The sequence below is a fragment of the Raoultibacter timonensis genome (genome assembly GCF_022845715.1).
Classification (GTDB): Bacteria; Actinomycetota; Coriobacteriia; order Coriobacteriales; family Eggerthellaceae; genus Raoultibacter; species Raoultibacter timonensis.
The window spans coordinates 2,276,142-2,301,628 of the sequence record NZ_AP025564.1; the positions used below are offsets into that span (position 1 = coordinate 2,276,142).

Consider the following 25,487-nt stretch of genomic DNA (forward strand, 5'->3'; position numbering starts at 1 on the left):
GAAAATGCGGTGGAATTTCAGGACCGCCATCCCCTCGTACTATCCGCGTATGAATGCGATGAGCCTGCTGCTTCCCCTCTGCCTCGTCGACGAGCTGCACGCCGATGCTGCGCTCGTCGTGCAGCTCATGGCTTCGGGCGATTATCAGGGGCAGACGATCCTCACGATGGAGCAAGCCTACATGAACGCGCGTCTCATCTGCCGCCCCGACAGCGATTGGCTTACCACGCTGCCTTTACGGGAAGAAAACCGAACCGGCGAATCCGATAGGCCGAAAGCGGCTATTCCGCGCTTATCCGCATGCGCTGGTACGCCACTTGAACCTTTGCCGCATGATCGTTGCGGGCAACGATCTCGGCGAGCGCGTCGAGCGGCAGGCGGTACGTGTTGTTGTTCTCGGAAACATGCATGCCAACGACCTGCTCGAGTTCGTTGCAGAGCAGCCGTTCGAGCAGTTCGGCCGATTGCGCGTTGGAAAGATGCCCGCCGTCCGAGGCGATCCTGCGCTTGACCGGATAGGGATAGGGCCCTTCGGAGAGCATCTTCGCATCGTGATTGCTCTCGATGGCGAGGATGCGGCATCTCTCGAGATGCGCGTACGCGGCATCGGTCACGATGCCCGTATCGGTCATGAACCCGAGCGCATCGTCGCCCGATCCCTCGATGCGGAACCCGAACGACTCGACCGAATCGTGCGAGGTGGCAAACGGATGGATCAGCATGCCGCCGAGGCCGATCGCGCCTTCGTCGGAGAACGGTCGGATATCGGCCACCGCATCGAGGGCCCGCACTTCGGAGCTCTGCGCATGCACGCGTTCGCTCACGAATACCGCAGGCTCCAAACCGAGCTTCCCCATCCCGCGCAGCACAACGCCGAGCCCTTTCGTGTGGTCGGTGTGCTCATGCGTTATGAGGATGCCCGCTATATCATCGAGCGCAATCCCCGCCTCGTCGCATCGGGCAAAGAAATCGCGCTTGCAGATGCCGCAGTCGATGACGGCGGCCTTGCCGGTGGCGTCGTCGACGACAACCGAGGCGTTACCCCCGCTCCCGCTCGCGAGCACATGGAGTGAGAGCCCCATGCTACATCCGCGCCACGATGCCGGTTATCAGGCGCTTGAAATCGCCTTCGCGCATCTTTGCGCAATCCATGACTTCCTCGCCGTTCGGGGAGGCGCCGCCGATGCCGTCGACGGATCCCACGCCCGCAGCCATGTTTGATACGAGCGAGATACCGAGCACCTTCATGCCCAGATGGCGCGCCGCTATCACCTCTTCGCACACCGACATGGCAACCGTATCGGCGCCCCATGAGCGAAACGCGCGGATCTCGGCGGGCGTTTCGAAGCTCGGACCCAAGAGCCCCAGGTACACACCCTCTTGCACACGCACATCGCCCTCGCGAGCCGATTCATGCGCCAGAGCGCGCAATTCGGGATCGAACGAGTCGGTCATGCTGAAGAAGCGCTCCGCCAACTCGGCCGCTTCGGGAGCAGCTACGGGGTTTCGCCCCGTCATGTTGATCTGATCGGCCATGATGCAGAAATCACCTTCGCGATAGCTCTCGTTGATGCCGCCCGCCGCATTGGTGGTGATCATCTGCTCGATGCCGAGGCGCGCCATGAGCCAGATCGGAAAGGCAACTTCCTGAGCCGAGTTTCCCTCATAGGCATGCAAACGGCCCTGCATGGCGAGTACCTGCTTGCCGGCCAGCTCGCCGCATACGAAGCGGCCCACATGGCCCTCCGCCGTGCTCTTCTTCATATGGGGGACCTCGCCGAACGCCACGTAGATGGGGTTTTCCATCTCGTTGGCAAGCGGGTTCAATCCCGAGCCCAAAACGATGCCGATCTTCGGCGCACGGCCGTTGAGGCGCTCGCCGACGAACGCGGCGGCTTCTTGGAGGTTTTGGGCGAGAACGTTTTCGGACACGGTTGGCTCCTCTCAGCGGCGAACGTAGCGGATTGCGCAGCAGTCGTCGCCACGCGCAATGGTCTTGGGCAGATCGAGCTCTACGCCGTGCGCTTCGCCGATACCGCGATCGCCGCACATGGCGATGTCGCACAGTTGGGCGATGCGCTCATCGGAGAGACCCTGCTTCTGCCAGGCCTTGACAAGCGGGCAGTAGTGAAAGTCGATCGAGAGCCTATCGTCGGTGCATTCCACCACATCCATCTCGAACACGATTTGCGCGCTCTTGGTAAACAGCACCTTCCTCAAACCCTTAAGGCTCTTGGTTTTGCTCTTCGCGATGATGTCGGCACCCTGGGACAGCCCGCAACGTTTGACGGCCTGCGCAGCGAAATCGTCGGCATCGAGACCCCGTTTCTCGGCTTCTTCCACCAAAAGAGAAAGCCAGAGCGCTCGATGCTCAAGCTGTTCACGCACTTTGACGAACAGCGGGAACTTGTTCTTCGGCTCGTTCACGATCCTGCTCATCGCCCATCCTCGCATTCCCCGCAACCCTTGCGCGCAACCAATACGCGCGGCCTGCCCGTCAGATCCTCGACGATCGTCGTCACCGCAAACCCCGCGTCTTTCGCTGCGGCAGCCGCCTCGTCCAAGCACGTTTCATGCAGCTCGACCGCCAGGGTGCCGCCGGGCCTCAGAGCGCGCGCCGACCACAGAGCGAGCGGCCTGAACAGATCGAGGCCGTCGTCTCCCCCGTCGAGCGCCAACGAAGGCTCGAAGTCCGCTACCTCCTTCGGGATCTCGGCGAGCACCGCGGTGGGAATGTAGGGCGGATTCGAGATGACGAGGTCGAACGAACCCACAAGCCCGCTCGGCACCGCTTCGCCGAGGCTGCCCTCGAGAACCTCGATGCGGTCGGACAGCCCGAGCGCCTCGGCGTTCTCGCGCGCAAGGGACACGGCCTCGGAAGCGATGTCGGTGGCGATCACCCTCGTCTCGGGGTGCTCGTAAGCGATCGAACAGGCAATGCATCCCGACCCGGTGCACAGGTCGGCCACAAGCAGCTCGCGCCTTTCTTCGGGAATAACCTCATCAACCGGCTGCGCCTCGGGTGCGTCTTCGGGTGCACCGTCCTGCCCGCCGCCATGCAGGCCGCTGCCTGCGAGCCCATGGGCCGCATCAGGTCGCCCATCGCTCTCGCGGAGCGCGTCGGATTCGAAAGCGTCGGCGGCGATCCGCTTCGGCGGAGCCGGAAGCGCGGCCAACCCCTCGCTCACGAGCACCTCGGTTTCGGGCCGCGGAATGAGCACGCCGGGCTTCACCTTCACCGAAATATGGCGAAAACCCACCTCGCCGGTGATGTACTGCAACGGCTCCCCGCTGCCCCGCCGCGATACGTAGGCGCGCAGCGTATCGCGCTCCCCCATGCTCAACGGTTTGTCGAAATGGGCGTACAGCTCGATGCGCGAAAGGCCGGTCGCCTCGCTCAAGAGCCATTGCGACGAAAGCCGCGGATTCTCGTCGCCCTTGCGCTCGAGGTAGCCTTGCGTCCAATCGAGCGCCGCTTGTATGGTCCAGGTATCATTCATACATCGATTGTAGCAAAAGGCGGCAGAAAGGACTCCGCGAATCGCAAAGCAGCAGGCGACGTCGACGAATGCCGAGGACCGCCCCCGCAAGAACGGCAGCAGGCATCGCAATCACGCTTCATCGTCGATCGCGAACCGCCATGCGCAGCTGCACGTCTCGTCGACGACATCGGGAAAACAGCTCACGCATTCGCAGGTTATACGCTCGTCGATCGCGTTCGCAAATCCGGCGTACTCGACCAAACCTACCGATTTGCACGGATGGAGTACCATGCCCTTGCGTGCGCGCGCCGCCTGAACGCGGCACTCGACGACGCGGTAGACGAGCGCATCGCCCTCGTATCGCACGTCGGCCGCACTCGACAGCGTGTTGAGCTTGAGGGCCAGTGCGGCTTCGAGGCCGTCGAGCCCCGCCCGTTCGGGCAGGTCGAGGAACCTCTTGAGACGCTTCGCCTCGCTTACCGTGAAACGCTGCCATGCGCGTTCGTCGTGATGCATGGCGGCGTCCATGCCGCACTCGTCCTCGACGGATTGAAACCACGTGCCGTCGATGGCTATGAGGTTCTTCGAGCACAGTTCGACAAGCTCGATAAGCTGTTCTTTGGAAAGGGCTTCGAGAGCCGTGTTCGTGCTCACAGGATCGCTACCGTATTCGGGCGCAGCCGCTACACGGCCTGCTCGAGCTTCTTTGCGCGGTCTGCCGCCTGCAGCGCCGTGATGAGTTCGGCGAGGCCCGCGCCGCCCGCACCCAGAAGCACGCCGTTATACGTGCCGTTGTAGCCGATGCGATGATCGGTCACGCGGTCTTGCGGACCGTTGTAGGTGCGGATCTTCTCGGAGCGGTCGCCCGTCCCGATCTGGCTGCGGCGCTCGGCGCCCTCGGCCGCCTGCTGTTCGGCGAGCATCTTCTCGTAAAGGCGCGCGCGTAAAACGCTCATGGCCGCGATCTTGTTCTGCAGCTGCGATTTCTGATCCTGCGATTGCACGACGAGGCCCGAGGGGAGGTGCGTGATGCGCACCGCCGAGTCGGTGGTGTTGACGCACTGGCCGCCCGGTCCGCCCGCGCGGTACACGTCGATGCGCAGATCGTTTTGATTGATCTCGACCTCGACCTCGTCGGCTTCGGGCAGCACGGCCACGGTCGCCGTGGAGGTATGGATACGGCCCTGGCTCTCGGTCTTCGGAACGCGCTGCACGCGGTGCACGCCGCTCTCGAACTTCATGACCGAATACACTTTGTCGCCCTTCACCTTGAACTGGATCTCCTTGAAGCCGCCCGCCTCGGAAGCCGATATGTCGAGCGTTTCGGTCTTCCAACCCTGCTCGCCCGCGAACCGCTCGTACATCTTGTAGAGGTCGCCCGCGAAGATGGCCGCCTCGTCGCCGCCCGCTCCGGCGCGGATCTCGACGATGATGTCCTTGTCGTCGGCGGGATCGGCGGGAATGAGCATGAACTTGATATCTTCTTCGAGCTGAGGAAGCCTCGCTTCGATACCCGCGATCTCTTCCTGTGCGAACTCTTTCATATCGGCATCGGAGAGCATCTCCTTCGCCGCTGCCAGATCCTCGGTTGCCTGCACGTATTCGCGCGCCTTCGCAGCGAGCGGACCCTGGCTCGAGAACTCCTTCGCAAGGCGGTTGTACTCCTTCTGGTCGGCGAGCACGGCGGGATCTCCCAGCCTTCGCTCCAGATCTTCGTACGCCTCGATTATCTTTCCAAGCTTCTCTATCATCAATATTCCTCTTTGGCTTCATGCATGGTTGAACGACGCGGGCGGGATACGCCCGCGCGCCCGGCCCGGCCCGACGAAACCGGGCTCAAACCGCAACTGGATATGGTATCACGAAGCCAGGTACTCCGCAGCACCCTCCGCAGTATTCGCACCATCGGATACCGCAGTGGTTACCTGGCGCAGCGCCTTCGTGCGCACGTCGCCCGCTGCGAACACGCCGCAGGCCGAGGTATGCCCCAACTCGTCGGCCACGATGTAGCCCCCGTCGAGTTCGAGTGCGCCGCCGAGGAATTCGGTGTTGGGCTCGGTGCCCACCGCCACGAACAGCCCCGAGCAGTTGACCTCCTCGATTTCGCCCGTATCGTAATGCTCGACGATGACGCCGCCGAGCATGCCGTCTTTGGCCAAGAGCTCCTTTACGCCCGAATTCCACACGAACTCGACCGTATCGATCTCCTCGAGCATCTTGTGGTAGATCGCCGTCGCGCGCAACGTATCGCGCCGGTGCACCAGGTACACCTTACGCGCGATGCGCGACATGTAGATGGCATCGGCGACGGCGGTGTTGCCGCCTCCTACGATGACCACATCGCGGTCTTTGAAGAAGTTCCCGTCGCACGTTGCGCAATAGGAGATTCCACGACCCTGCAGCTCCTCTTCGAGCTCAAGGCCGAGCTTGCGCGGCTTGGCTCCCGTGGCCACGATGACGCTCTTCGCCCGATACGTCGCGAACCCGCTGTTCAACACCTTGGGGGACGCATCGAAATCGACCGAGAGAATCTCCTCGCCGATATTGTACGCACCGAACCGGTCGGCTTGCTGTTTCATGGAAAAGGCGAGGTCGAACCCGTTGATGCCGTCGGGAAACCCCGGGTAGTTCTCGATATGCTCGGTTTGCCCGAGCTGGCCGCCCGGCGTGATGCGCTCGAACACCGCCACGCTCAAACCAGCGCGTGCAGCGTAGAGCGCCGCCGTCATACCGGCAGGGCCGGAGCCGATCACCGCAACGTCGAATACCTTATCCTGAGCTTCCGCTTCCATATGCGCTACGCTCCTTTGCAGACTGTCGTCCATACTGTTGGCTTGCCTATACCTTACCCCGTTTCGCACCGCTTTGCCAACCGCCGACCTCAACGAACGCGTAACGATTCGGGTGAATGGGCGAAGATGCCGCAACGCCAAGGTAACGGTTCCCGCCGCCCGGCCGAAAGACGGTTTAGATAGAAATACGAATCAAAATCACGGAACAGAAGCGCGAACCTGCGGAAAAGGAGCCCCATGATGCCCGAGCGATCAACCGCCAAAACCGACGAGGCGCAACCGCCCGTCGATCGTCATATGATCTACCTTGCCGGAGGCTGCTTCTGGGGCCTCGAGGCGTACCTGAAACGCCTGCCCGGCGTCATCGAGACGCAGGTGGGCTACGCGAACGGGTCCACCGAGTACCCGTCGTACCGCGATGTCTGCACCTACAACACCGGCCATGCCGAAACGGTTGCCGTCGTCTACGACCGCACGGTCCTTCCCACCGCCATCCTCCTCGAAGCCTTCTTCGAAGCGATCGATCCCACCTCGATCGATCGGCAGGGCAACGATACGGGCACCCAGTACCGTTCCGGCATCTACTACGTTGACATGAACGACGTGTCCATCATCGAGACCAGCCTGCGAGAGCTGCAGAGCCGCTACGAAAAGCCCCTCGCCATCGAAACCGAGCCGATCGACGGCTTCTATCCCGCCGAAGAGTACCACCAGGCCTACCTCGAAAAGAACCCCGGCGGCTACTGCCACATCGACGTGCATGCAGCCGATGAGTTCGCGAAACGCAAGGGCCTCGGCAACCGAACCGTGCTGCCGCCCGAGTTCTACGCCGAGGCGCTCGACGACGATGCCGATCCGGCAGAATCGGCCCAGGTACCCGACCTCGCCGACACCGAACCGTCCGCAGACGGCCTCATCGACGCGGCGTCTTACCCGAAGCCCGCAGACAGCGAACTGCGCCGCGTGCTCACGCCGCTTGCGTACCGCGTCACGCAGGAAAGCGAAACCGAGCGTCCCCACACGGGAGCCTATGCCCGAACGTTCGACAAGGGCATCTACGTCGACATCACCACCGGCGAGCCGCTGTTCACCTCGATCGACAAGTTCGAATCGGGCTGCGGTTGGCCGAGCTTCACGCGGCCCATCGCCAAAGAAGTCGTTACCGAGCGCATGGACACGAGCTTCAACACGCTGAGAACGGAGGTGCGCAGCCGCGCAGGAGACGCACACCTCGGACACGTCTTCCCCGACGGCCCCGAAGAGGCGGGCGGCATGCGCTACTGCATCAACAGCGCCGCGCTGCGCTTCGTCCCCTTCGACGAACTCGACGACGAGGGTTACGGCTATCTCAAACCGCTGTTCGACGAGTTCGAAGCAGAAGAGAGCGAGCTGCACGGGCTGACGGCGTAGCATACCCGCGACCCGTCGCTCGATAGCGGGCGCCTTGGGGCGTCTTGGGAAGCGCGATGCCCGAGGAAAGCGGGTGGTGCCGCATGCCGGCGAGACGGGCGAATCCGGCAACGCGACGCTGGCCTCGAGTATCCGACTACGATCGCAGACAGCGAAAGAGGCCAGGGCAAAGAGCCGCTGGCCTCCGATTGAACGACGTTTTCCGCAGCCGGGCTTTCTCGGCCCGGCCCCATGGCATTGCCTAGTCGAACATCGCCATGATCTGCGCTTTGGGCTGAGCGCCAACCGTCTGCTTCTTAACCTGGCCGCCTTCGAACAGGATCAGGGTGGGAACGCTCATCACGCCGTAGCGCGAGGCGATCTCGGGGCTCTGATCGATATCGAGCTTGTAAACCTTGGCCTTTCCGTCCATTTCCTTAGTGATCTCCTCGAGCGTCGGCGCCAGCATCCGGCAAGGACCGCACCACGTCGCAAAGAAGTCGACCAACACCGGCTGCTTTTCGTCAAGCACCTTGCTCTGGAACTCAGCCGAAGTGATAACCTCGCTCATTACAACCTCCTTAAGCTGCGGGTCTTTCGTTCCCGCTCGCACGCTCACCTCGCGATTCGCATGCTCATCTTGTATTGAGACCATTGTAACGGTTCTCTTGTCCCGAGGATACTAGTGTTGCCATTTGGGAAACAAATCGACGTTTTTCCGACGAACGGTAAGAAACGCTATACTATTCGATTGACAGAAGGGACAAGACAGCATGCAAGAAACACCGAAGCCCACACCCGAACAGCGCGTCTGGCAATCGAACCTCCACGAACCCTCCTACATCGGCTGCGAGGTTTCCCCGGTAAACCTCGTGCTGGAAGGCGGCGCCATGCGCGGCCAGTTCACCGCAGGGGTGCTCGACTTTTTCATGGATCAGCGATTCTGGGCGCACCACGTTATCGGAACCTCGGCCGGAGCGCTCAACGGCTACAATTACGTCGCAGGCGAAGACGGCAGGACGTGTTACCTCAACACCAAATACTGCAGCGATTGGCGCTATCTTTCGATGAAGAGCTTCGTGCGCACCGGCAACGCCTTCGGCGTCGAGTTCACTTTCGATACGATTCCCAACGAGCTCGAGCCATTCAATTACGATGCGTTTCGCTACTCCCCCATGAAGCTCACCACCGTCGCGAGCAACCTCGAAACGGGCGAAGCCGACTACTTCACATTCGGAGATCCCAAAGAAGACCTCCCCTACCTCATCGCCTCGTCGGCTATGCCCCTCGTCAGCAAGATCGTCACGTACGACGGAAAGAAAATGCTCGACGGCGGAACATGCGACAGCGTACCGATCCTGTATTCGATGCTCACCGGCGTGAAGAAGCACGTGGTCGTGCTCACCCAGCACGACGGCTACGTAAAGGAGCCGAACAAGCTCCAAGCGCTCGCCTCCCGCCAGTACAGCGATTACCCCCATTTCGTCGAGCGCATGCGCTACCGGCACTTCGAATACAACCGCCTGTACCGTGCGCTGCCGAAAATGCACGATGACGGCAGCGTGTTCGTCATACGCCCGCCCGAGCCCGTAACCATAGGGAGCATGGAAAAGGACGCAGACAAGCTCTTTGCGCTCTACGAGCAGGGCTACGAGACCGCAGCGCATGCCTGGCCCGCCTTGAAACGGTACCTCGGAAGCGATCTTCGCTCGGTCACGGCATAGCCGCTATTCCCCCTCGTGCTCGCCGTCCGTCGGCTCGCGCTTCGCATCCCGCTTTCGATCGGCGGCGTTCGCATCGTCTTCCCTGAACTGCGCGACGAAGCCGGCAGAGAAGATGCCGGCGGGAATGGCAACGACGGCGATCGAGAGCACCATCGTGCAGAACCCGATGAACCGGCCGATCGGCGTGATGGGCACCAGATCGCCGTAGCCGGTCGAGGTGATGGTGGTCATGGCCCAGTACATGCCCGTGAACACGCTGTCGAACCTTTCGGGCTGCACGGGGTTCTCGACCTGGAACATGAGCACGCTCGCCGTTACGGTGAGCAGGGCGAGTACCATGAACGCGGCGACGATCTCGTGGCGCCGCTTCTCGAACACGCGGCTGATCGAGCGAATGCCCTTCATGTAGCGGGATATCTTGATGAGACGCACGAGGCGGATGATGCGGATGCCCGAGAGCATCTGAGCCGTTACCGGAACGAACCAGGAAACCATGCCGGGCAACCACGCGAGCAGGTCGATGATGCCCATGATCGACATCGCGTAGCGCATGCGCGCCCGCGCCGGCGTCATATCGGGATAAGCAATATCGGCTACCCAGACCCTCGTCGCGTACTCGATGCCGAAGCATACCGTCGAGGCGATGCCGAACACCCAGAACGCGGTGTACACCCAAAGGGGGAACCCCGGCTGCGCCTCCACGAAAACCAGCAGCGCGTTTGCCACGATGAGCACGAAGATGAGCGTGCCGAAGACGCGGGCTGCAACGCCGCCGCGGCGAACGTCATCGGTTGCGAAGAAGGCGCGCCGTTTCAGCGCAGATGCCTGCGATAGCCGCACGTTATCCGGACCCGCTGCAGTCAACGCCCTACCGTCCCGTCTCTTGTGGGGGCTGCTCGTCGCGCAGCCGACCGACCAGTTCGTCAAGCGCATCGATCAATGCCGCCTGATCGTCGTCCATACAGTATATGGTATCCTGCGCGATAATCGCCACGCCGTCGCCGGGGAACCCCGGATTGAATTGTATTATCCCGCAGCGCGACCCGCTCTCGTCGAAGAAGGAAACGGCCGAGCTGTATCCCCCCACGTAGCCTTCCCGGGATTTGTTCCAGGCACTCACGGATTGGGCGGCGGTAAACGTTTTCCCGTTAACGAGGCCGATCAGGTTTTTTATAGCTGCGGCATCGTTCAGCGAACGCCTGCCGCTCGGCCCGAACGTCGGATAATTGTACACCTCGGCATACGAAACCGAGTCTTCGTCGATCTTCACCGTCAACGCATCGCCTTCCAAAGAGAACCATGCGACGGCAGAATCGCCTCCGCGAGCCCCATCGCTCGCTTTCGGCAATCCGTCGGAGCGGGGTTGCGAAGGCCCTTGCCCCGTCATCGGCAGCGCGACCCATACGAGCACGACGCCGAGAACAACAAGGCAGGCGCACGCGGCCGCCAAGCCGATCGCCGCACGTTTCAACTTCGATGTTTGCATAGAGGCGATCCTTCCGAAAAAAACGCGCTTCGGGCTCGGAGGCCCCTTACTTCGCCGCGAGCGTCACGGCCGTGCCCGAAGCGGTCACCATGAGCATGTTTCCCTGGCCGAGCACCTCGTAGTCGACGTCGACGCCGACAACCGCATGCGCACCCATTCCCTGAGCGCGCTGCTCGAGCTCTTGGAGCGCCTCGGTGCGCGCCTGCATGAGCTCCTCTTCGTACCCGGCACTGCGGCCTCCGACGAAGTTGCGAATCCCTGCGCCGAAATCGCGGAGGAAGTTGATGCCCGTGATGACCTCGCCGAACACGATGCCGTAATAGCCGGTAACGGTATAGCCCTCGACTTCGGGTGTTGTGGTAACGATCATGATTCGTCCTTTCATCCTGTTGCGCTATCGTAAACCATCGCTGGCACCGAGTGCTCCGACCTTATGGCGTTTCACGAAACCCGCAGGGTGACGGTGTATAATCTCCAAACACGCCCGAACCAAGACCGGCCAGAAAGGCTCATCCAGCATGCCCGTCGACCTCATATCGCTCGCCGTCATCGCACTCGTCGCCGCCGTCTCCCCCATGATCGCCCAGCTGATTCCGGGAAAACCGATTCCCGAAGTCGTATTCCTCCTGGTTGCCGGCGCACTCCTCGGCCCCTACATGGCGGGGCTCATCGACATGACCGATTCGGTAGAGCTGCTCTCCGACCTCGGCCTTGCGTTTCTGTTCTTGCTTGCGGGATACGAGATCAATCCCAAGCATCTGACCGGCTCGCAGGGCAAGCGCGGCCTTGCAACGTGGATCGTCACGCTCGGCCTCGGGTTTCTCGCCGTCAGGCTCACCCCGTACTTCTCGATCAGCCACGTCGACGGCATCGCCGTAGCCATTGCGCTCACCACCACGGCGCTCGGCACGTTGCTCCCCATCCTCAAGGAGCGCAATCTCATGGATACGCGCGTCGGCGAATCGATACTAGCCTACGGCACATACGGCGAGCTTGGACCCGTCATCGCGATGGCGCTTCTCCTTTCGTCGCGCGCCGAATGGAAAACCGTGCTCATCCTCGTCGCCTTCATCGGCGTTGCAGTGCTTGCGGGAGTGTTTTCGGCAAAAGCCAAGAAAGCGGGCGGCGCTGTATTCAGGTTCCTTACGGCCAACGCCAACACCACTGCGCAGACCGCCATGCGCGTCACCGTCTTGCTGCTCGTCGCGCTCGTCGCGCTTTCGGCCATCTTCGACCTCGACATCGTACTCGGCGCGTTCGCGGCCGGATTCGTCCTGCGCTACGTGATACCCGAAGGCGATCACGACCTCGAGATGAAGCTCGACGGCATCGCGTACGGGTTCCTCATCCCCGTGTTCTTCATCGCTTCCGGCGCGAAGATCAACCTATCCGCCGTATTCACGCAACCGGCCCTGCTCGTCGGTTTCATCTTCATGCTGCTGCTCATCCGGGCCGTGCCGATCTTCATCGCCCTCTCGACCGGCAAAGATACGCGCGATATGTCGCCCAACAGCCGCTTGACCGTGGCTCTGTACTGCACCACCGCCCTTCCCATCATCGTTGCGGTCACGAGCGTCGCCGTAAAGGTAGGAGCGATGCCGCAGGACACCGCCTCGGTGCTCGTATCGGCCGGTGCGATCACCGTGTTCCTCATGCCGTTTCTCGCATCCATCACCTACCGCGTCGTCGACGCCCAGCCCATCGTCGCGGTTAAGGAGATCAGCAAGAACCCGCGCGAAATCGGCAGCATTCTGCGCGATCACCTGGCCCTCGAGCGTATGCTCGCCAAGCAGGATACGGCCATGCGGGCCGCATCGTTCGGACGGGCGAAAGCAGCCGATTTCCTCGCCCACCATACCGGGCGCGGACCCATGGAGACCTGGCTTCCGAACGATCATATCGACCGCGCGAACGCCCTCATCCAAGGAACCGAGCTCGACCCCGCGCTCTGGGAGGAAATCAAGCGCCAGGGCGATACCGAATGGTCGGCCGCAAAGCACAACGGCGACAAAGCATGGGAGCACCTCAAGACCGAAGGCGACCTGCGGTGGTCTGCCGTTAAAAAGGTGGGAGATCAGACCGTGGAGGCCCAGCAAAGCGGCAACTGGCAGGACAAGGCCGCTGCCCTGCAGAGCCGAACGGCTCTGCGCAACGCAGCCGAGGAGAAGCGCGACGAGCTCGCCCGCAGGGCTTCCGCAGCCCGCGCAGCCCACGCCGATCGCGTGGCACTGCTGTTCGCCGAGGAGCAGAGCAGGCGCCTCGCAGAATTCGAAAAGCTCGGCGATGAGGAGCGGGCGCGAATCGAAGCTGCGCGCGCCAGTCGCCGTACGGATCGCCATACGGCTCGCGAAGCGCGCCGCTCCCTCAGGAAAGAGGAAGGCCGCCGGTTCGGACGTGGCTACGGATCGTGGGGCGCAGGCAGCGGCGAGGGCGACGAGGGCGGGCTCGGGGCAGACGATGGGATCGAGCGCGAGGCCGATACGCCCGACGGAAGCGCCGACGGGGGAAAAGGCCGCGAAAGCAGATAGGATGCGGGACGATCTCCGGCGATCGTCCGCCTCAGCGGCGCCCGCCGGAGAGGCACCGTCAAACGAAGCCGTCGGCTCGCGGCTACTTTCTCAACCGAGACGCCTCGGGATGAGACTCGAGGCAGAGGTCGAGCATCGCCTCGAGGTTGTCGGTCTGGTCTTCCGCGGGATCGTCGTATTCGAGCAGCTCCTCGACCGTCATCGAGAACCCTGCTGCCCCGTGCTCGTTCCAAAGCTCCTGTAAAGCTTTGTTAGGATAGCTCCCCGCGTCGAGTTTGAATCCGAGGCCGTTGATGAGCGCGGCGGTATCGGTGGCAGACCCGAAGAAAACATCGCCGGTCGCCGCGCACCCGATACGCACGATGCCCATGGGCGGCTTGCGCGTTCGGTAGTCTTTGAGCATCTGCCTTCTCGTCTGCCGATCCATGTCGTTCGCATCTCCCGTCGATTCCCGCCAGTGCGGTTCATTATTCCGCAGGCCTCGCATACGCGCAACAAACGCTCCGTAGAGTCAGCCGTACACCCGCCGAACCAGGTCCTCCTTGCGATTGACGCCCGTTTTCCGATAGATGTGGCGCACATGGGTTTTCACCGTATTGTCGGAGATGAAGAGCTCCCCCGCAATCGACGCGAAGCTCCTGCCGTCCAACAGCAGAAGGAGAATCTCCTCCTCTCTGCGGGTAAGATCGAAATCACGCGCCGCCATGGCGCACACGATAGCGGGATCCCGTTCCGAAACGAGATCGTCCGATTCGCCAGCCGCACGCGCATCGCCCGCAGCCCTCCCCGCTCCTCCGTCCCCCGCGTCGGCAGCAGCCCCGCCCGGAGCACGATGGGCGTCGGGCGCCCGCATGCGGCACATCTGCAGATAGGCCACCGCAGCAGCCGCATCCCTACCCTCCCACCAGCGGGAAAGGAGCAGGTACAGCACCGACGCGGAGAAGCAGAGCACGACGACGAACCCAGCCGCCCCCGCAGTGCCGAAAGAGTCCGATGCAAGGGGGCATCCGACCACCGCCGCGGTGAAGGACACGGCCCACAAAGCAACCGCACGATATGCGGCCCTGCTGGGCGATTTCGAGAAAAACGCCCGAACGACCGCCATGCAGAGTCCGGCGAACAGCGCAGTCGCACCGAGCAGCATCAAAGCCAGCCAGCCATCGAACAACGTGCACCTCCTGCATTCACCCTCGCATGTCGGAAGAACAGCGTACCAAAACACCGCTTCGAATGGGACTGGATTCGGGGTGATATAAATCATCATTGCCCGACTTTCCCCGTTCGTGCTAGGGTTTTCGGTGCGGAACAAGCCCGATTTCTGCGGTGCCTGCAAACAGGCAGCAACCGCGAACGGCCGATACGGCATCCACGAGCAACCTCGAAGGAGCAGCAGATGAACAGGACCCGAAGAACGGCGCGAACCGCAATCGGCCTATGCTGTCTGGCGATTTCCGTCCTCGCACTCGGATGGCTGGTAGGCCGCTACATCCCCGGCGAACCACGCGAACCGCTTGCAGCCGCACACGACTCCGGAGGCGGTGCGAAGTACTACGGTAGCCTCCTCGAAGCCGACGAAATCGCCGACATCGGCACGGGCACCAGTTACGCCGTCGACGCATTGACGTTCGGGAAAAAATACCGCACGAGCGATAACGAGCTTGCGCGCATGACCGATACCGAGAGGCAGAACGCAGCCGCCCAAGAAAGCTGGGATTTCGATTATCCGAATCTCGAATTCGCGGTCGTTGGCGCCAAAGCGGTAAGCATGGACGCGTTCAAAGAATGGTATCCCCACTTCGCAGCCGTCGAGCAGCGGGCGGTTGGCTCCACCCGCCCGACGGCTCGCCCCGAAGCCCGCGTGATCCTCGTCGAAGCGACGGTCACCAACACCGGCGCCGAGGCGGCCGCGCTGCCGGATCCCCTTCTGTGGAGCGGCGATATAGCCGGAGCCGACGATCGCCTCCGCAACGGAATGCCGTGCGACCGCGATCTGATCGTCGAGCTTTACGGCGAGCCGTCCGACGAGTTCGTATCCTATACCGTGCTCGACAGCTGGAACGTCATCGAAGCGGGTGAAACGCAGACGCGAACCTATCCCTACGTCGTCTGCCGGGGCGATCTGGCAAGCAGCGCTGCGCTCGACGATCTCGACCTGGCGAATTACTGCCTCGCGTTTTCCGACTACGATCCGGCGACGATCTACCGCTTCTGGCTCGCATAGCAAAGGGGCCCCGGAAGCATCCGGGGCCCCTTGTCCGTGCGCAACAGTCCAAGCAGCCCCTACAACGCCGCCTCCGCGATGATGTCGACGAGCTTCTGGGTATCCCAGCTGCCCAGGTCGCCCTCGTGGCGCTCGCGCACGCTCACGGTGCCGTTCTCCACTTCCTTGTCGCCGAGCACGACCATGTAAGGGATCTTCTGGCTCTGGGCCTTGGCGATCTTCACGCGCATCGGCTCGTTCTGATCGTACACCTCGACGCGGCCGCCCGCCGCCTTGAGTTTCCCGACCAGATCGGCCGCCGCATCCTTGTGCCGATCGGCGATCGGCAGCACGGCAACCTGCACGGGTGCAAGCCACAGGGGAAGCGATCCGGCGTAGTGCTCGATGAGGATGCCGAGGAAGCGCTCGATCGAGCCGAAGATGGCGCGATGGAGCATCCAGGGACGCTCTTCGGTGTTGTCCTCGGTGCGGTACGTCAGGTTGAAGCGCTCGGGGAAGTTGAAGTCGACCTGCACGGTCGAGCACTGCCACGTACGCCCGATGGCATCTTTCACCTTGATGTCGATCTTCGGGCCGTAGAACGCGCCGTCGCCCTCGTTGATCTCGTATTCGAGGCCGTGGCGGGCGCATGCTTCTTCAAGCGAGGTCGTCGCATGCTCCCACATGTCGTCGGAACCGATGCTCTTCTCGGGACGCGTCGAGATTTCGGCCGTGTACTCGAATCCGAACGTGGTCATGATGTGGTCCACGAGATCGAGGATGGCGACCACCTCGTCGACCACCTGGTCTTTCGTGCAGAACACGTGCGCATCGTCCTGAGTGAACCCGCGGGCGCGCAACAGACCGTGCACCACGCCACTCATCTCGTGACGGTAGACCGTGCCGAACTCGAAGTAACGCAGCGGCAGATCGCGGTAGGAGTGCAGATCGGCCTTGTACAGCATGACGTGGCCGGGGCAGTTCATGGGCTTGACGCCGTACTCGCTCATGCGCGGGTTCTCGTCGTCGCCTTCGTTGATCTCGAAGAAGTACATGTTCTCGTGGTAGAAGTCGTAATGGCCGCTCATCTTCCACACGTCGGCGTTGTAGATGTGGGGCGTGATGACCTCCTCGTAGCCGCGCTCGTACAGGTCGCGGCGCAGCCACTCCTGCATCGTTCGGATGATGCGCGCGCCCTTGGGCAGATACATCGGCAAGCCCACGCCTGCGAGCGGATCCATCGTGTAGATGCCGAGTTCGCGCCCGAGCTTGCGATGATCGCGCTTCTCGGCCTCTTCGAGGTTCGTGAGATACGTCTCGAGTTCCTTCTTGCTGAAGAACGCCGTACCGTACACGCGCTGGAGCATCTCGCGATCGCTGTCGCCGCGCCAGTACGCACCTGCAAGCTTCGTGAGCTTGAATGCGGGGACCTTCGACGTGTCGGGAAGATGGGGGCCGCGGCACAGATCGGTGAACTTTCCGATCGAGTACGTGGTGATGGCCTCGTCCTCGGGCAGCTCCGCAATGAGCTCGAGCTTGAACGGCTGATCGGCGAACAGCTCTTCGGCTTCCGCGCGTGTGACCACGCGACGCTCAAACGGTTCGGCGGCGGCGATTATCTCGGCCATACGGGCCTCGATTGCAGCCAGGTCATCGGGGCCGAGGCTCTTGTCCATCTTGATGTCGTAGTAAAAGCCGTTCTCGATCGCAGGCCCCACGCCGAACTTCACATCGCCGTACAGATCGACGAGCGCGGCGGCCATGACGTGGGCCGTCGAATGCCTGAGGATGTCGATCGCTTCGGGGGTCTTGTTCGTGACGATGGCCACCTGCTGGCCCCCGTGCACCTCGCATCCGAGATCGACGGCGACTCCGTCGACGATGCCGGCAAGCGCCGCCTTCGCGAGGCCCGCGCCTATCGACGCGGCCACATCGGCGACCGTAGCGCCGCTCTCGAGCTCCTTACGCGATCCGTCGGGCAAAATGATTTCCATATTTCCAATCCTTTCCTGTGCCGGGTGCATACAAAGCACCTGCACGATCGTTGTGGTGCCGCCTTAGGCGAGCACCGTCACACGAGCCTTGTATCGAGGCCCTATGAACAACGAAGCCGCCAACAGGGCGGCTTCGCGTTGCATACAGTTACGGTTACTGTGCGCTGAGCTCGTCGGCTGAGCGCGAACGTGAGCGAGCCGGCCTCGCTTGCTGGGGAGCCGCAGAATGCGGCGTGGTAGTTGTCGCACCCGAACGGGGCCGCACGGCGCCGCGGCGCGGAGCTCCACCGGCAACCGGGGTGGCGCAGTAAGGGCATACCGTCCAGGACGGGTCGAGCGCATGGTTGCAGGTCATGCACAGGTTCTTCAAGCGCTGATGGCAGTTCGGGCACAGCACGAAATCAGCCTCGACGGGGTATCCGCAGTTGGCGCATTCACCGTACTTCATGAGTTCGCGCTGCTTGAGCGCGATCTCGAGTTCCTGCTCGTCGCGATCGATCTGCAGCAGCGGCGGACGGAGCAGGCAGTAGGCAATTACGCCCACGAGCGGCACAAGCGCAACGATAGCCCAGATGTACCAGAATGACCCACGCAGGTAGGCGTCGCGCACTACCCACACGATGGACAACACGTAGAGAACAACCAGCAGCACGACCACGATCGTGAACGCCGATTGCAGCTCGGGTGTCCACAGCTGGGACAACAGTTCGTTCATGGTAACCTCGTTTTCCTCGGTCAGCACGTGCGGCAACCTGCCTGATTACACGCGCGAGTCGGCCATCTGCGCCGACACAATGCCCTATTGTAACAAAGAACCTATGCACGCCAAGCAGATACCCCTAATTTCCTCGGAAAACCGATGCCGGAAATGCGCTGCCCATCGAGGGTCACCCAAAACGTTGCAGCGGGCCTTGCCGGACGGCGGAATACGGCGGATCGTCGTACGACGGAATACGGCGAATCGTCGAACAGCGGCGAAGCACAGGCGCCGAATGCGAGCGGCGAGCGGCCCGATAGGCATTGTCGGCCGAAAAACACGGTTTTTGCCCCGAATCCGTGTTTTTCGGCCGACAATGGGCACGCACCGCGCGAAACACGGCCGTCGGAAGCCATCGAACCGCCGAAAGCGCGAAGGTCGGTCTTGCGGGCTTTCGCGGCAGCTTCGGGCGCGTGCAGCTCACGCAAGAAAAAACGGCTGCACCGTCGCCGATGCAGCCGCTCCTTCCTCCGGTCGGCAGCGCGCGCTACCCTATCTCGGCCAGCTGCTCTTCGATGCGGGCAAGCATATCGGTAAGCTCGGCGCACTTGGCGCGATCCTTCTCGACGATCTCGGGAGCCGCCTTCGCGAGGAACCCGGGGTTCGAGAGCTTCTTTTCGAGCTTCGCGGCGTCGGCGGAGACCTTTGCGCGCTCCTTCTCGAGCCGTACCCGCTCGGCCTCGAAATCGACGAGGCCCGAAAGCACGATGTACACCTCGAGCCCCGCCGCTAGCGCGATGCTCGACTCGGCGGGCTTGACCGCATCGGCCGCAATCGTCAGCTCGCCGAGGTTCGCCATGTCGATGAGCAACCGACGCTGGGCTTCGAGCAGCTCGACGTCGTGCGCATCGGCCTTGACCGCCACGGAAAGCTCGGTCTTCGGCGAGATGCCGTAACGCGAGCGGGTCGAGCGGATACCCGACACCGCTTCGGTCACCATCTGGATCGCGCGCTCTGCATCGGCGTCGACGTAGTGCGCAAGCGCAGCGGAATCGGGCCACGATGCAACGATCAGGTACGGCGCATCAGTCTTGTCGACGGGCAGATCGCGGTAGATCTCCTCGGTCACGAACGGCATGATGGGGTGCAGCAGGCGAAGCGCGGTATCGAGCACGAACACGAGGTTGCGCTGGCATGCTGCACGATCATCGGCCGATCCCCCAAGGCGGCTCTTCGAGAACTCGATGTACCAATCGCAGAACTCGTTCCAGAAAAACGAGTACAGCTCGCGCGTGATCTCGCCGAACTCGTAGGCTTCGAACGCCTCGTCGATGCGCGCGACCAGCCCCGCCAACCGCGAGAATATCCACTTGTCGGCAGGCGTCACCGGCTCGGGATCGCCCGGCACGTACCCGTCGAGGTTCATCATCACGAAACGCGCCGCATTGCGGATCTTGTTCGCGAAGTTGCGGCTGCTCTCGAGCTTCGCCTCGTTGAACTTGAGGTCCTGAGCGCCCGTCACCTGCATGAGCAGACCGAACCGCATGCCATCGGCACCGTAATCCTCCATGAGGCGCAGCGGGTCGACGCCGTTTCCGCGCGATTTGCTCATCGGCTTGCCGTCGGCCGCCATGACGGTCGGATGGATGATCACGTCCGAGAACGGGATCTCTTTACAGAAGTACGTCGAAGCCATGACCATGCGCGCCACCCACAGCCCCATGATGTCGCGGGCGGTCGAGAGCACCTGCGTGGGATACGCGAGCTTGATCTCGGGAGCTTCCATACCCTCATCGGGCCAGCCCATCGTGGCGAACGGCCACAGCTGCGAGGAAAACCACGTGTCGAGCACGTCGTCGTCCTGGCGCACGCGAGCGCCGCATACGGGGCAGACCTCGACGTCCTCGACGCTTGCATCTTCCCAACCGCACTCGTCGCAGTAGAACATCGGGATGCGGTGGCCCCACCACAGCTGGCGCGAGATGCACCAGTCCTTGAGGTTGCCCATCCAATCGAGGTAGACCTGCTTCCAGCGCTCGGGGTAGAACGTCACCGAACCGTCCTCCACCACACGGGCAGCCTCGCCCTTCAAGCCGTCGACGGCGACGAACCACTGTTCGGAGAGCCACGGCTCGAGCTTGGTGTGGCAGCGGTAGCATGTCATGACCGAATGGTCGTGGTCTTCCACGTGATCGAGCAAGCCGAGCTCCTCGAACCTGGCAACCACGGCCTCGCGCGCCTCGTCGCGCGTCATGCCCGAGAACTCGCCGTATCCCTCGACGACCACCGCGTGCTCGTCGAAGATGTTGATGCGCTCGAGGCCGTTGCGCTCGCCCATCGCGTAGTCGTTCGGGTCGTGCGCGGGCGTCACCTTCACAAAACCCGTGCCGAACTCGGGGTCGACGTGAAAATCGCTGAAGATGGGGATCTCGCGGTCGACGATCGGCAGCTTCACCGTCTTTCCTACCAGGGACTTCTTAGAAGCATCCTTCGGGCTCACCGCCACGCCGGTGTCGCCGAGCATGGTTTCGGGGCGCGTGGTGGCGACCACGATGTAGTCCATGCCGTCCACCGGCTCGGTAAGCGGGTAGCGCAGATACCACAGGTGGCCCGCCTCGTCCACGTACTCGGCCTCGTCGTCGGCGATGGCGGTCGTGCAGCTCGGGCACCAGTTCACGATGCGCTTGCCGCGGTAGATCAGATCGTTGTGGTACCAGTCGACGAACACCTGGCGCACGGCTTTCACGTAGGCGGGCTCGAGCGTGAAATGCTCGTCGGAATAATCGCAGGAACAGCCCATGCCCTTGATCTGGTTCACGATGGTGGCACCGTATTCGCGATACCAGTCGTAGCATGCCTCGACAAACGCCTCGCGGCCTATCTCGAGACGCGAAATCCCCTCGTCGGCGAGCTTCTTGTCCACTTTGGTCTGCGTGGCGATGCCCGCGTGGTCGGTGCCGAGCACCCAGCGGGTCCGATACCCCTGCATGCGCGCACGGCGAATACACGTGTCCTGGATGGTGTCGTTCAGGGCATGGCCCATGTGGAGCGCACCGGTGATGTTCGGCGGCGGGATGACGATCGTGTACGTGTCGTCGGCGTGGCGGCCGAATCCCGGCGTGCGCTTGAAGTACCCGTTGTTCTGCCACGCCTCGATGAGGGGGCGCTCGTGAGCGGCAAAGTCGTAATCGACTTTCTTCTTCGCCTGCTCGTTGTTCTTCTCTTCGGACATAAGTCTCCTCTTATCCCTGAATGCAAAAGGCGGGCGCCAGCTTATACGCCGCGCCCGCCCGTTCTCGCTTTGCTGCTAGGCGCTCTGCTTGGACTTGCGTTTCGATTCCTTGACGGCGACGATCTCGGGACTCGTTTCTCCCGTGATATCGGTTGCCCGCACGGCGACGCGCGACGAGCCTTCCTGTTCGGGAAGGTCGTACATCACGTCGAGCAGCACGCGCTCCATGATGGAGCGAAGACCGCGGGCACCCGTTCCGTGCTCGACAGCCTCGTGCGCGATGGCGCGCAGGGCATCCGGCTCGAATTCGAGCTCGGCATCCTCGAACTCGAACATGCGCGTGTACTGCTTCACGAGCGCGTTCTTGGGTTCGGTGAGGATGCGCACGAGATCTTCCTCGGAAAGCTCCTTGAGCGAGGTGATCACGGGAATGCGGCCCACGAACTCGGGAATCATGCCGTACTTGTTGAGATCTTCGGGCAGCACCTTCGCCATCAGCTCCGCCTCGGCGAGCTTCTTTGTCTTGGGAGGCTCCGCATTGAAGCCGAGTCCCGTTTTGCCTACGCGCTGCGCCACGATGTCGGAAAGCCCCACGAACGCCCCGCCCAAGATGAACAGGATGTTCGTCGTATCGATGTGGATGAGCTCCTGCTGGGGATGTTTGCGCCCGCCCTGCGGCGGAACGCTCGCCTCGGTCCCCTCGACGATCTTCAGAAGCGCCTGCTGTACGCCCTCGCCCGACACGTCGCGCGTGATCGAGAGGTTCTCGGCCTTGCGCGCGATCTTGTCGATCTCGTCGATGTAGATGATGCCGATCTCGGCACGCGACACGTCGAAGTCGGCAGCGGTGATGAGCTTCAGGAGGATGTTCTCCACATCCTCGCCCACATAGCCCGCCTCGGTGAGCGTCGTCGCATCGGCGATGGCAAACGGCACCTGCAGCGTGCGCGCAAGCGTTTGGGCCAAGAGCGTCTTTCCCGAACCGGTGGGTCCGAGCAGGAGGATATTGCTCTTCGCGATCTCAACATCGTCCTCGTCGAGATCCTCGTCGAGGCTGATGCGCTTGTAGTGGTTGTACACGGCAACGGACAGCGCGCGCTTCGCCTTCTCTTGCCCCACCACGTGCTCGGAGAGCTCCTCGTAGAGCTCATGGGGGGTCGGAAGATCGGCGAGGATGTCCTCGGGATCGGGCTCGATCGCCACCGGAACGGCCTCGCCCTGCCGCGCATGGCGGCCGGTCCCGGCGCCGCGGCCGTAGGCGGCAGGCGCCGGCGATTCGTGCTCGCCGGCGTTGCTCGCACCCATGTCGCGCATCATCGCATCGGCGCACACCGAAATGCACTCGTCGCAAATGTAGATGCCGCCAGGACCCGATATCATAGCCGAAACCTGGTGCGGTGCTTTTCCGCAGAAGGCGCACGCGATGTCCCGGGGGTCTTGCTCCCCCCCGAAACCCGCGTCGCGCCCGTCAATTCTGTCGTTGGACATTATTCTTCGCTTTTCTTGTCGTCACCGAGAGACGCCTGGGACTTCACAATGTCGTCGACCAGGCCGTAGGCTTTCGCTTCCTCGGCCGTCATGTAGTTATCGCGCTCCGTATCCTTCTGGATCGTCTCGAGCGATTGCCCGGTGTTGTCCGCGAGGATCTTGTTCAGGCGCTGACGGGTCTTCAGCATGAAATCGGCCACGATGGCGATCTCGGTCTGCTGGCCCTGCGCGCCGCCGGACGGTTGGTGGATGAGGACCATCGAATTCGGCAGGCACAGCCTCTTGCCCTTCGCGCCGGCAGACAGCAGCACGGCTGCCATGGAAGCGCACTCGCCCAAGCAGATGGTCGATACATCGCACTTGATGAAATCCATCGTGTCGAGGATGGCGAGTCCCGCCGTAACCGATCCTCCCGGCGAATTGATGTAGAGCGAGATGTCCTTGTCGGGATCGGAGTTCGCAAGATGGAGCATCTGCGCAACCACCGAGTTCGCCACGTTGTCATCGATCTGCTCACCCAAAAAGATGATGCGATCGTTCAGCAAACGGGAGTAGATATCGTAGCTGCGCTCCCCACGTGGCGATTGCTCGATAACGTAGGGGATGAGCGCCGCTGTGCTTTTGAAGTTGTTCGTAGCCATTGATGCCTCGTTTCCGGCGGGCATGACCCGCCTCGCTCTCATATGCTTGATTTCGGTATCCGGTATGCTCGTCTATTCTTTCGCTTCTTCGGCGTCGGCCTTCTTCTCAGCCGCCTTCTTGGCCGGGGCCTTCTTCTTTGCGGGAGCCTTCTTTTCCTCGGCCTCCGCGCCGTCGGTTGCGGCCTTCTTCGCCGCAGTCTTCTTGGCGGGCTTCTTCTCGGCCTTCTTCTCGTCCTTGGCGCCGGTCAGCTCGGTGACGTTCGCCGTATCCATGATCTCGGTGACCGCACGGGTGCGCAGGATGCCCTGGCGCAGCATGTGCATCTGGCCGTTAGCACGCCACTCGGCTTCGAGCGCCGCAGGATCCTCGACGCCGCTCTTGACGAACTCGTCGGTCAGCTCCTGATCGGTCACTTCCATCTTGGCATGGCGTGCCCACGCATCGAGCGCAAGGTCCTGCTTGGCGATGTCGGAGGATTGCTTCTTCACATCCTCCTTGAACTGGTCGGCGGTGATTCCCTGCTGCATCAGGTACACGTCGAAGTTCATGCCCTGCGACTGCAGCTGCTGGAAGAACGATTTCAAAAGATCGGCCTCGTTCGCCTCGACCATCGACTCGGGAACTTCGCCCTCGAGACGCTCAGCGAGCACGTTCAAACACGCGTTCTCCTTCATGCCCGGAAGCACGTCGGCCTTCTGCTTCTCTATCGATTCGGCGATGCGGGCCTTCAGATCGTCGACGCCCTCGAACCCGAGCGTGTCTTTGGCCCACTCGTCGGTCACTTCGGGAAGGATCTGCTTCTTGACGGCAAGAACCTCGATCTCGAAATGGATCTTGTCGGTCTTATCGGCGAGAGAAGACGTCATCATCGAAGAATCCTTGGTGATGTCGATGTCGAAGCCCTTCTTCTGCCCCTTCTTGAGGCCGATGAGCTCGGCATCGAACGCCTCGGGGAACAGCCCCACGCCAAGGCCGTACAGGCGCGACTCGGTCGTCAGCGTCTCAAGCGTTTCTCCTTCGGCGTCGGTCGCGGTCATGGAAAGCTCCGCATAGCCGCCCTCTTCGATCTTTGCGCTGGCCGCTGCGTCCTCGAACGAGTAGTAATGCTCGCGCAGCTGATCGATCTGCTCGGCGATCTCGTCGTCGGTCGCGCCTTCGGCGGGAAGCTCGATGTCGACCGGCTCGTAGCTTGAAAGCTCGAGCTCGGGCTTGACCGTAACGGTCGCCGAGTACGTGAAGGGCTTGCCGCCTTCGACCATCGTGGAATCGTTTTCGAACTGCGGCTGCGAAACGGGATACAGCAGGGCCTCGTCGACGGCGAGCGGATACGTTTCGTTCAGAACCGCATCGGTAACCGTCGCGGGAACGGCTTCTGCGCCGAGTGCATTGTCGATGACCGGACGCGGCGCCTTACCGCGGCGAAAGCCCGGGAAGTTGTACTTGTAGGCGAAATCCTTGTAGGTTTTCTTGATGCGATCATCAATCTCTTTGGCATCGATCGTGACGGTCAGCTTTACTTGGTTGTCCTTCAATGCCTCGACTTTTGTTTCCACGTATGTTTTCCTTCCATTATGTACTTGTTGCCTTGCGGCATAAACGCGGTTCGCAGTGCCATCCGAGGCCGATCTTTCAACCGCCCGCCAGAGCCTTGCAGCACCCCACGTGAAACGTGGTATCCCACGTCTTAAAGCATACCGAAACGGAATTATCGCATATCTGCATAGAATGAGAAAGAACGAACGCACACGAACACATCAAACTGACGATTTGGATATCGTGCGGTTACCGAACATACGCTGAAAGCAGTAGTACCGAACATTGCGCATCGAAGCG

At 62.1% G+C, this 25,487-nt stretch carries 23 protein-coding genes and 1 pseudogene; 5 read left to right on the forward strand and 19 right to left on the reverse strand.

Annotated features, from left to right (window positions below):
• Positions 1-4: 4 nt before the first annotated feature.
• Positions 5-208, forward strand: a pseudogene (locus tag MWL89_RS16330) (DUF3825 domain-containing protein); the annotation flags it as partial.
• Between the two features lie 73 nt (positions 209-281).
• On the opposite strand, the gene MWL89_RS09320 reads toward MWL89_RS16330, so the two are convergent.
• The 7 genes from MWL89_RS09320 to trxB form a co-directional block, all read right to left on the reverse strand.
• Positions 282-1,082, reverse strand: a complete 801-nt coding sequence (locus tag MWL89_RS09320; protein ID WP_244385822.1) for an MBL fold metallo-hydrolase — start codon at positions 1,080-1,082, stop codon at positions 282-284.
• Position 1,083: 1 nt separating this feature from the next.
• Positions 1,084-1,932, reverse strand: a complete 849-nt coding sequence (locus tag MWL89_RS09325) for a purine-nucleoside phosphorylase (RefSeq protein WP_244385823.1) — start codon at positions 1,930-1,932, stop codon at positions 1,084-1,086.
• 12 nt (positions 1,933-1,944) lie between these two features.
• On the reverse strand, positions 1,945-2,439 hold the full coding sequence (locus tag MWL89_RS09330; protein WP_244385824.1) for an L-2-amino-thiazoline-4-carboxylic acid hydrolase: 495 nt from the start codon (positions 2,437-2,439) through the stop codon (positions 1,945-1,947).
• Positions 2,436-3,500 carry a N5-glutamine methyltransferase family protein gene (locus MWL89_RS09335; protein ID WP_244385825.1) on the reverse strand — a complete coding sequence of 355 codons (1,065 nt, stop codon included), beginning with the start codon at positions 3,498-3,500 and terminating at the stop codon, positions 2,436-2,438. The genes MWL89_RS09330 and MWL89_RS09335 overlap by 4 nt, the downstream gene beginning before the upstream one ends.
• A 111-nt stretch (positions 3,501-3,611) precedes the next feature.
• Positions 3,612-4,136: a DUF6125 family protein gene (locus MWL89_RS09340; protein WP_244385826.1), complete on the reverse strand. Its 525-nt coding sequence runs from the start codon at positions 4,134-4,136 to the stop codon at positions 3,612-3,614.
• Between the two features lie 29 nt (positions 4,137-4,165).
• Positions 4,166-5,233 carry a peptide chain release factor 1 gene (prfA, locus tag MWL89_RS09345; RefSeq protein WP_102377934.1) on the reverse strand — a complete coding sequence of 356 codons (1,068 nt, stop codon included), beginning with the start codon at positions 5,231-5,233 and terminating at the stop codon, positions 4,166-4,168.
• A gap of 108 nt (positions 5,234-5,341) precedes the next feature.
• A complete protein-coding gene (gene trxB, locus MWL89_RS09350) occupies positions 5,342-6,274 on the reverse strand; it encodes a thioredoxin-disulfide reductase (protein WP_244385827.1) in 933 nt (310 codons plus the stop codon).
• 237 nt (positions 6,275-6,511) lie between these two features.
• Between trxB and msrB the strand changes: the two genes are divergently transcribed.
• Positions 6,512-7,684, forward strand: coding sequence for a peptide-methionine (R)-S-oxide reductase MsrB (msrB, locus tag MWL89_RS09355; protein WP_244385828.1), 1,173 nt, complete (start codon positions 6,512-6,514; stop codon positions 7,682-7,684).
• Between the two features lie 241 nt (positions 7,685-7,925).
• Here msrB and trxA read toward each other — a convergent pair whose 3' ends face one another.
• Complete coding sequence (gene trxA / locus MWL89_RS09360) at positions 7,926-8,234, reverse strand: thioredoxin (RefSeq protein ID WP_102377931.1); 309 nt, start codon at positions 8,232-8,234, stop codon at positions 7,926-7,928.
• A 202-nt stretch (positions 8,235-8,436) separates the two neighbouring features.
• Between trxA and MWL89_RS09365 the strand changes: the two genes are divergently transcribed.
• Positions 8,437-9,387 (forward strand): patatin-like phospholipase family protein, encoded by a 951-nt coding sequence (locus MWL89_RS09365; protein WP_244385829.1) that lies wholly within the window; start codon positions 8,437-8,439, stop codon positions 9,385-9,387.
• Positions 9,388-9,390: 3 nt separating this feature from the next.
• On the opposite strand, the gene MWL89_RS09370 is transcribed toward MWL89_RS09365, so the two are convergent.
• The 3 genes from MWL89_RS09370 to MWL89_RS09380 are packed head-to-tail and all read right to left on the reverse strand — an operon-like array spanning position 9,391 to position 11,243.
• Positions 9,391-10,227 carry an ion transporter gene (locus MWL89_RS09370; protein WP_244385830.1) on the reverse strand — a complete coding sequence of 279 codons (837 nt, stop codon included), beginning with the start codon at positions 10,225-10,227 and terminating at the stop codon, positions 9,391-9,393.
• A 28-nt stretch (positions 10,228-10,255) separates the two neighbouring features.
• Positions 10,256-10,873, reverse strand: coding sequence for a hypothetical protein (locus tag MWL89_RS09375; RefSeq protein ID WP_244385831.1), 618 nt, complete (start codon positions 10,871-10,873; stop codon positions 10,256-10,258).
• Positions 10,874-10,919: 46 nt separating this feature from the next.
• Positions 10,920-11,243, reverse strand: a complete 324-nt coding sequence (locus tag MWL89_RS09380) for a heavy metal-binding domain-containing protein (protein ID WP_341801920.1) — start codon at positions 11,241-11,243, stop codon at positions 10,920-10,922.
• 148 nt (positions 11,244-11,391) lie between these two features.
• Here MWL89_RS09380 and MWL89_RS09385 point away from each other — a divergent pair, with 148 nt between their 5' ends.
• A complete protein-coding gene (locus MWL89_RS09385) occupies positions 11,392-13,401 on the forward strand; it encodes a cation:proton antiporter (RefSeq protein ID WP_244385832.1) in 2,010 nt (669 codons plus the stop codon).
• A gap of 82 nt (positions 13,402-13,483) precedes the next feature.
• Here MWL89_RS09385 and MWL89_RS09390 read toward each other — a convergent pair whose 3' ends face one another.
• Positions 13,484-13,828, reverse strand: a complete 345-nt coding sequence (locus MWL89_RS09390; protein WP_244385833.1) for a GIY-YIG nuclease family protein — start codon at positions 13,826-13,828, stop codon at positions 13,484-13,486.
• 84 nt (positions 13,829-13,912) lie between these two features.
• Positions 13,913-14,569, reverse strand: a complete 657-nt coding sequence (locus MWL89_RS09395; protein WP_244385834.1) for a helix-turn-helix transcriptional regulator — start codon at positions 14,567-14,569, stop codon at positions 13,913-13,915.
• A 225-nt stretch (positions 14,570-14,794) separates the two neighbouring features.
• On the opposite strand from MWL89_RS09395, the gene MWL89_RS09400 reads away from it, so the two are divergent.
• Positions 14,795-15,622 (forward strand): hypothetical protein, encoded by an 828-nt coding sequence (locus MWL89_RS09400; RefSeq protein WP_244385835.1) that lies wholly within the window; start codon positions 14,795-14,797, stop codon positions 15,620-15,622.
• Positions 15,623-15,681: 59 nt separating this feature from the next.
• Here MWL89_RS09400 and thrS read toward each other — a convergent pair whose 3' ends face one another.
• From thrS to tig, 6 genes are all read right to left on the reverse strand, one after another.
• On the reverse strand, positions 15,682-17,595 hold the full coding sequence (gene thrS, locus MWL89_RS09405) for a threonine--tRNA ligase (RefSeq protein WP_244385836.1): 1,914 nt from the start codon (positions 17,593-17,595) through the stop codon (positions 15,682-15,684).
• A gap of 154 nt (positions 17,596-17,749) precedes the next feature.
• Positions 17,750-18,310: a zinc ribbon domain-containing protein gene (locus MWL89_RS09410; RefSeq protein WP_102377922.1), complete on the reverse strand. Its 561-nt coding sequence runs from the start codon at positions 18,308-18,310 to the stop codon at positions 17,750-17,752.
• A 529-nt stretch (positions 18,311-18,839) separates the two neighbouring features.
• A complete protein-coding gene (locus MWL89_RS09415; protein ID WP_244385837.1) occupies positions 18,840-21,524 on the reverse strand; it encodes a valine--tRNA ligase in 2,685 nt (894 codons plus the stop codon).
• Between the two features lie 75 nt (positions 21,525-21,599).
• Positions 21,600-23,012 carry an ATP-dependent Clp protease ATP-binding subunit ClpX gene (clpX, locus tag MWL89_RS09420; RefSeq protein WP_244385838.1) on the reverse strand — a complete coding sequence of 471 codons (1,413 nt, stop codon included), beginning with the start codon at positions 23,010-23,012 and terminating at the stop codon, positions 21,600-21,602.
• Positions 23,012-23,653, reverse strand: coding sequence for an ATP-dependent Clp protease proteolytic subunit (locus tag MWL89_RS09425; RefSeq protein WP_102379506.1), 642 nt, complete (start codon positions 23,651-23,653; stop codon positions 23,012-23,014). Before MWL89_RS09425 ends, clpX begins: the two co-directional genes overlap by 1 nt.
• Positions 23,654-23,725: 72 nt before the next feature.
• A complete protein-coding gene (gene tig / locus MWL89_RS09430) occupies positions 23,726-25,207 on the reverse strand; it encodes a trigger factor (protein WP_244385839.1) in 1,482 nt (493 codons plus the stop codon).
• Positions 25,208-25,487: the final 280 nt, after the last annotated feature.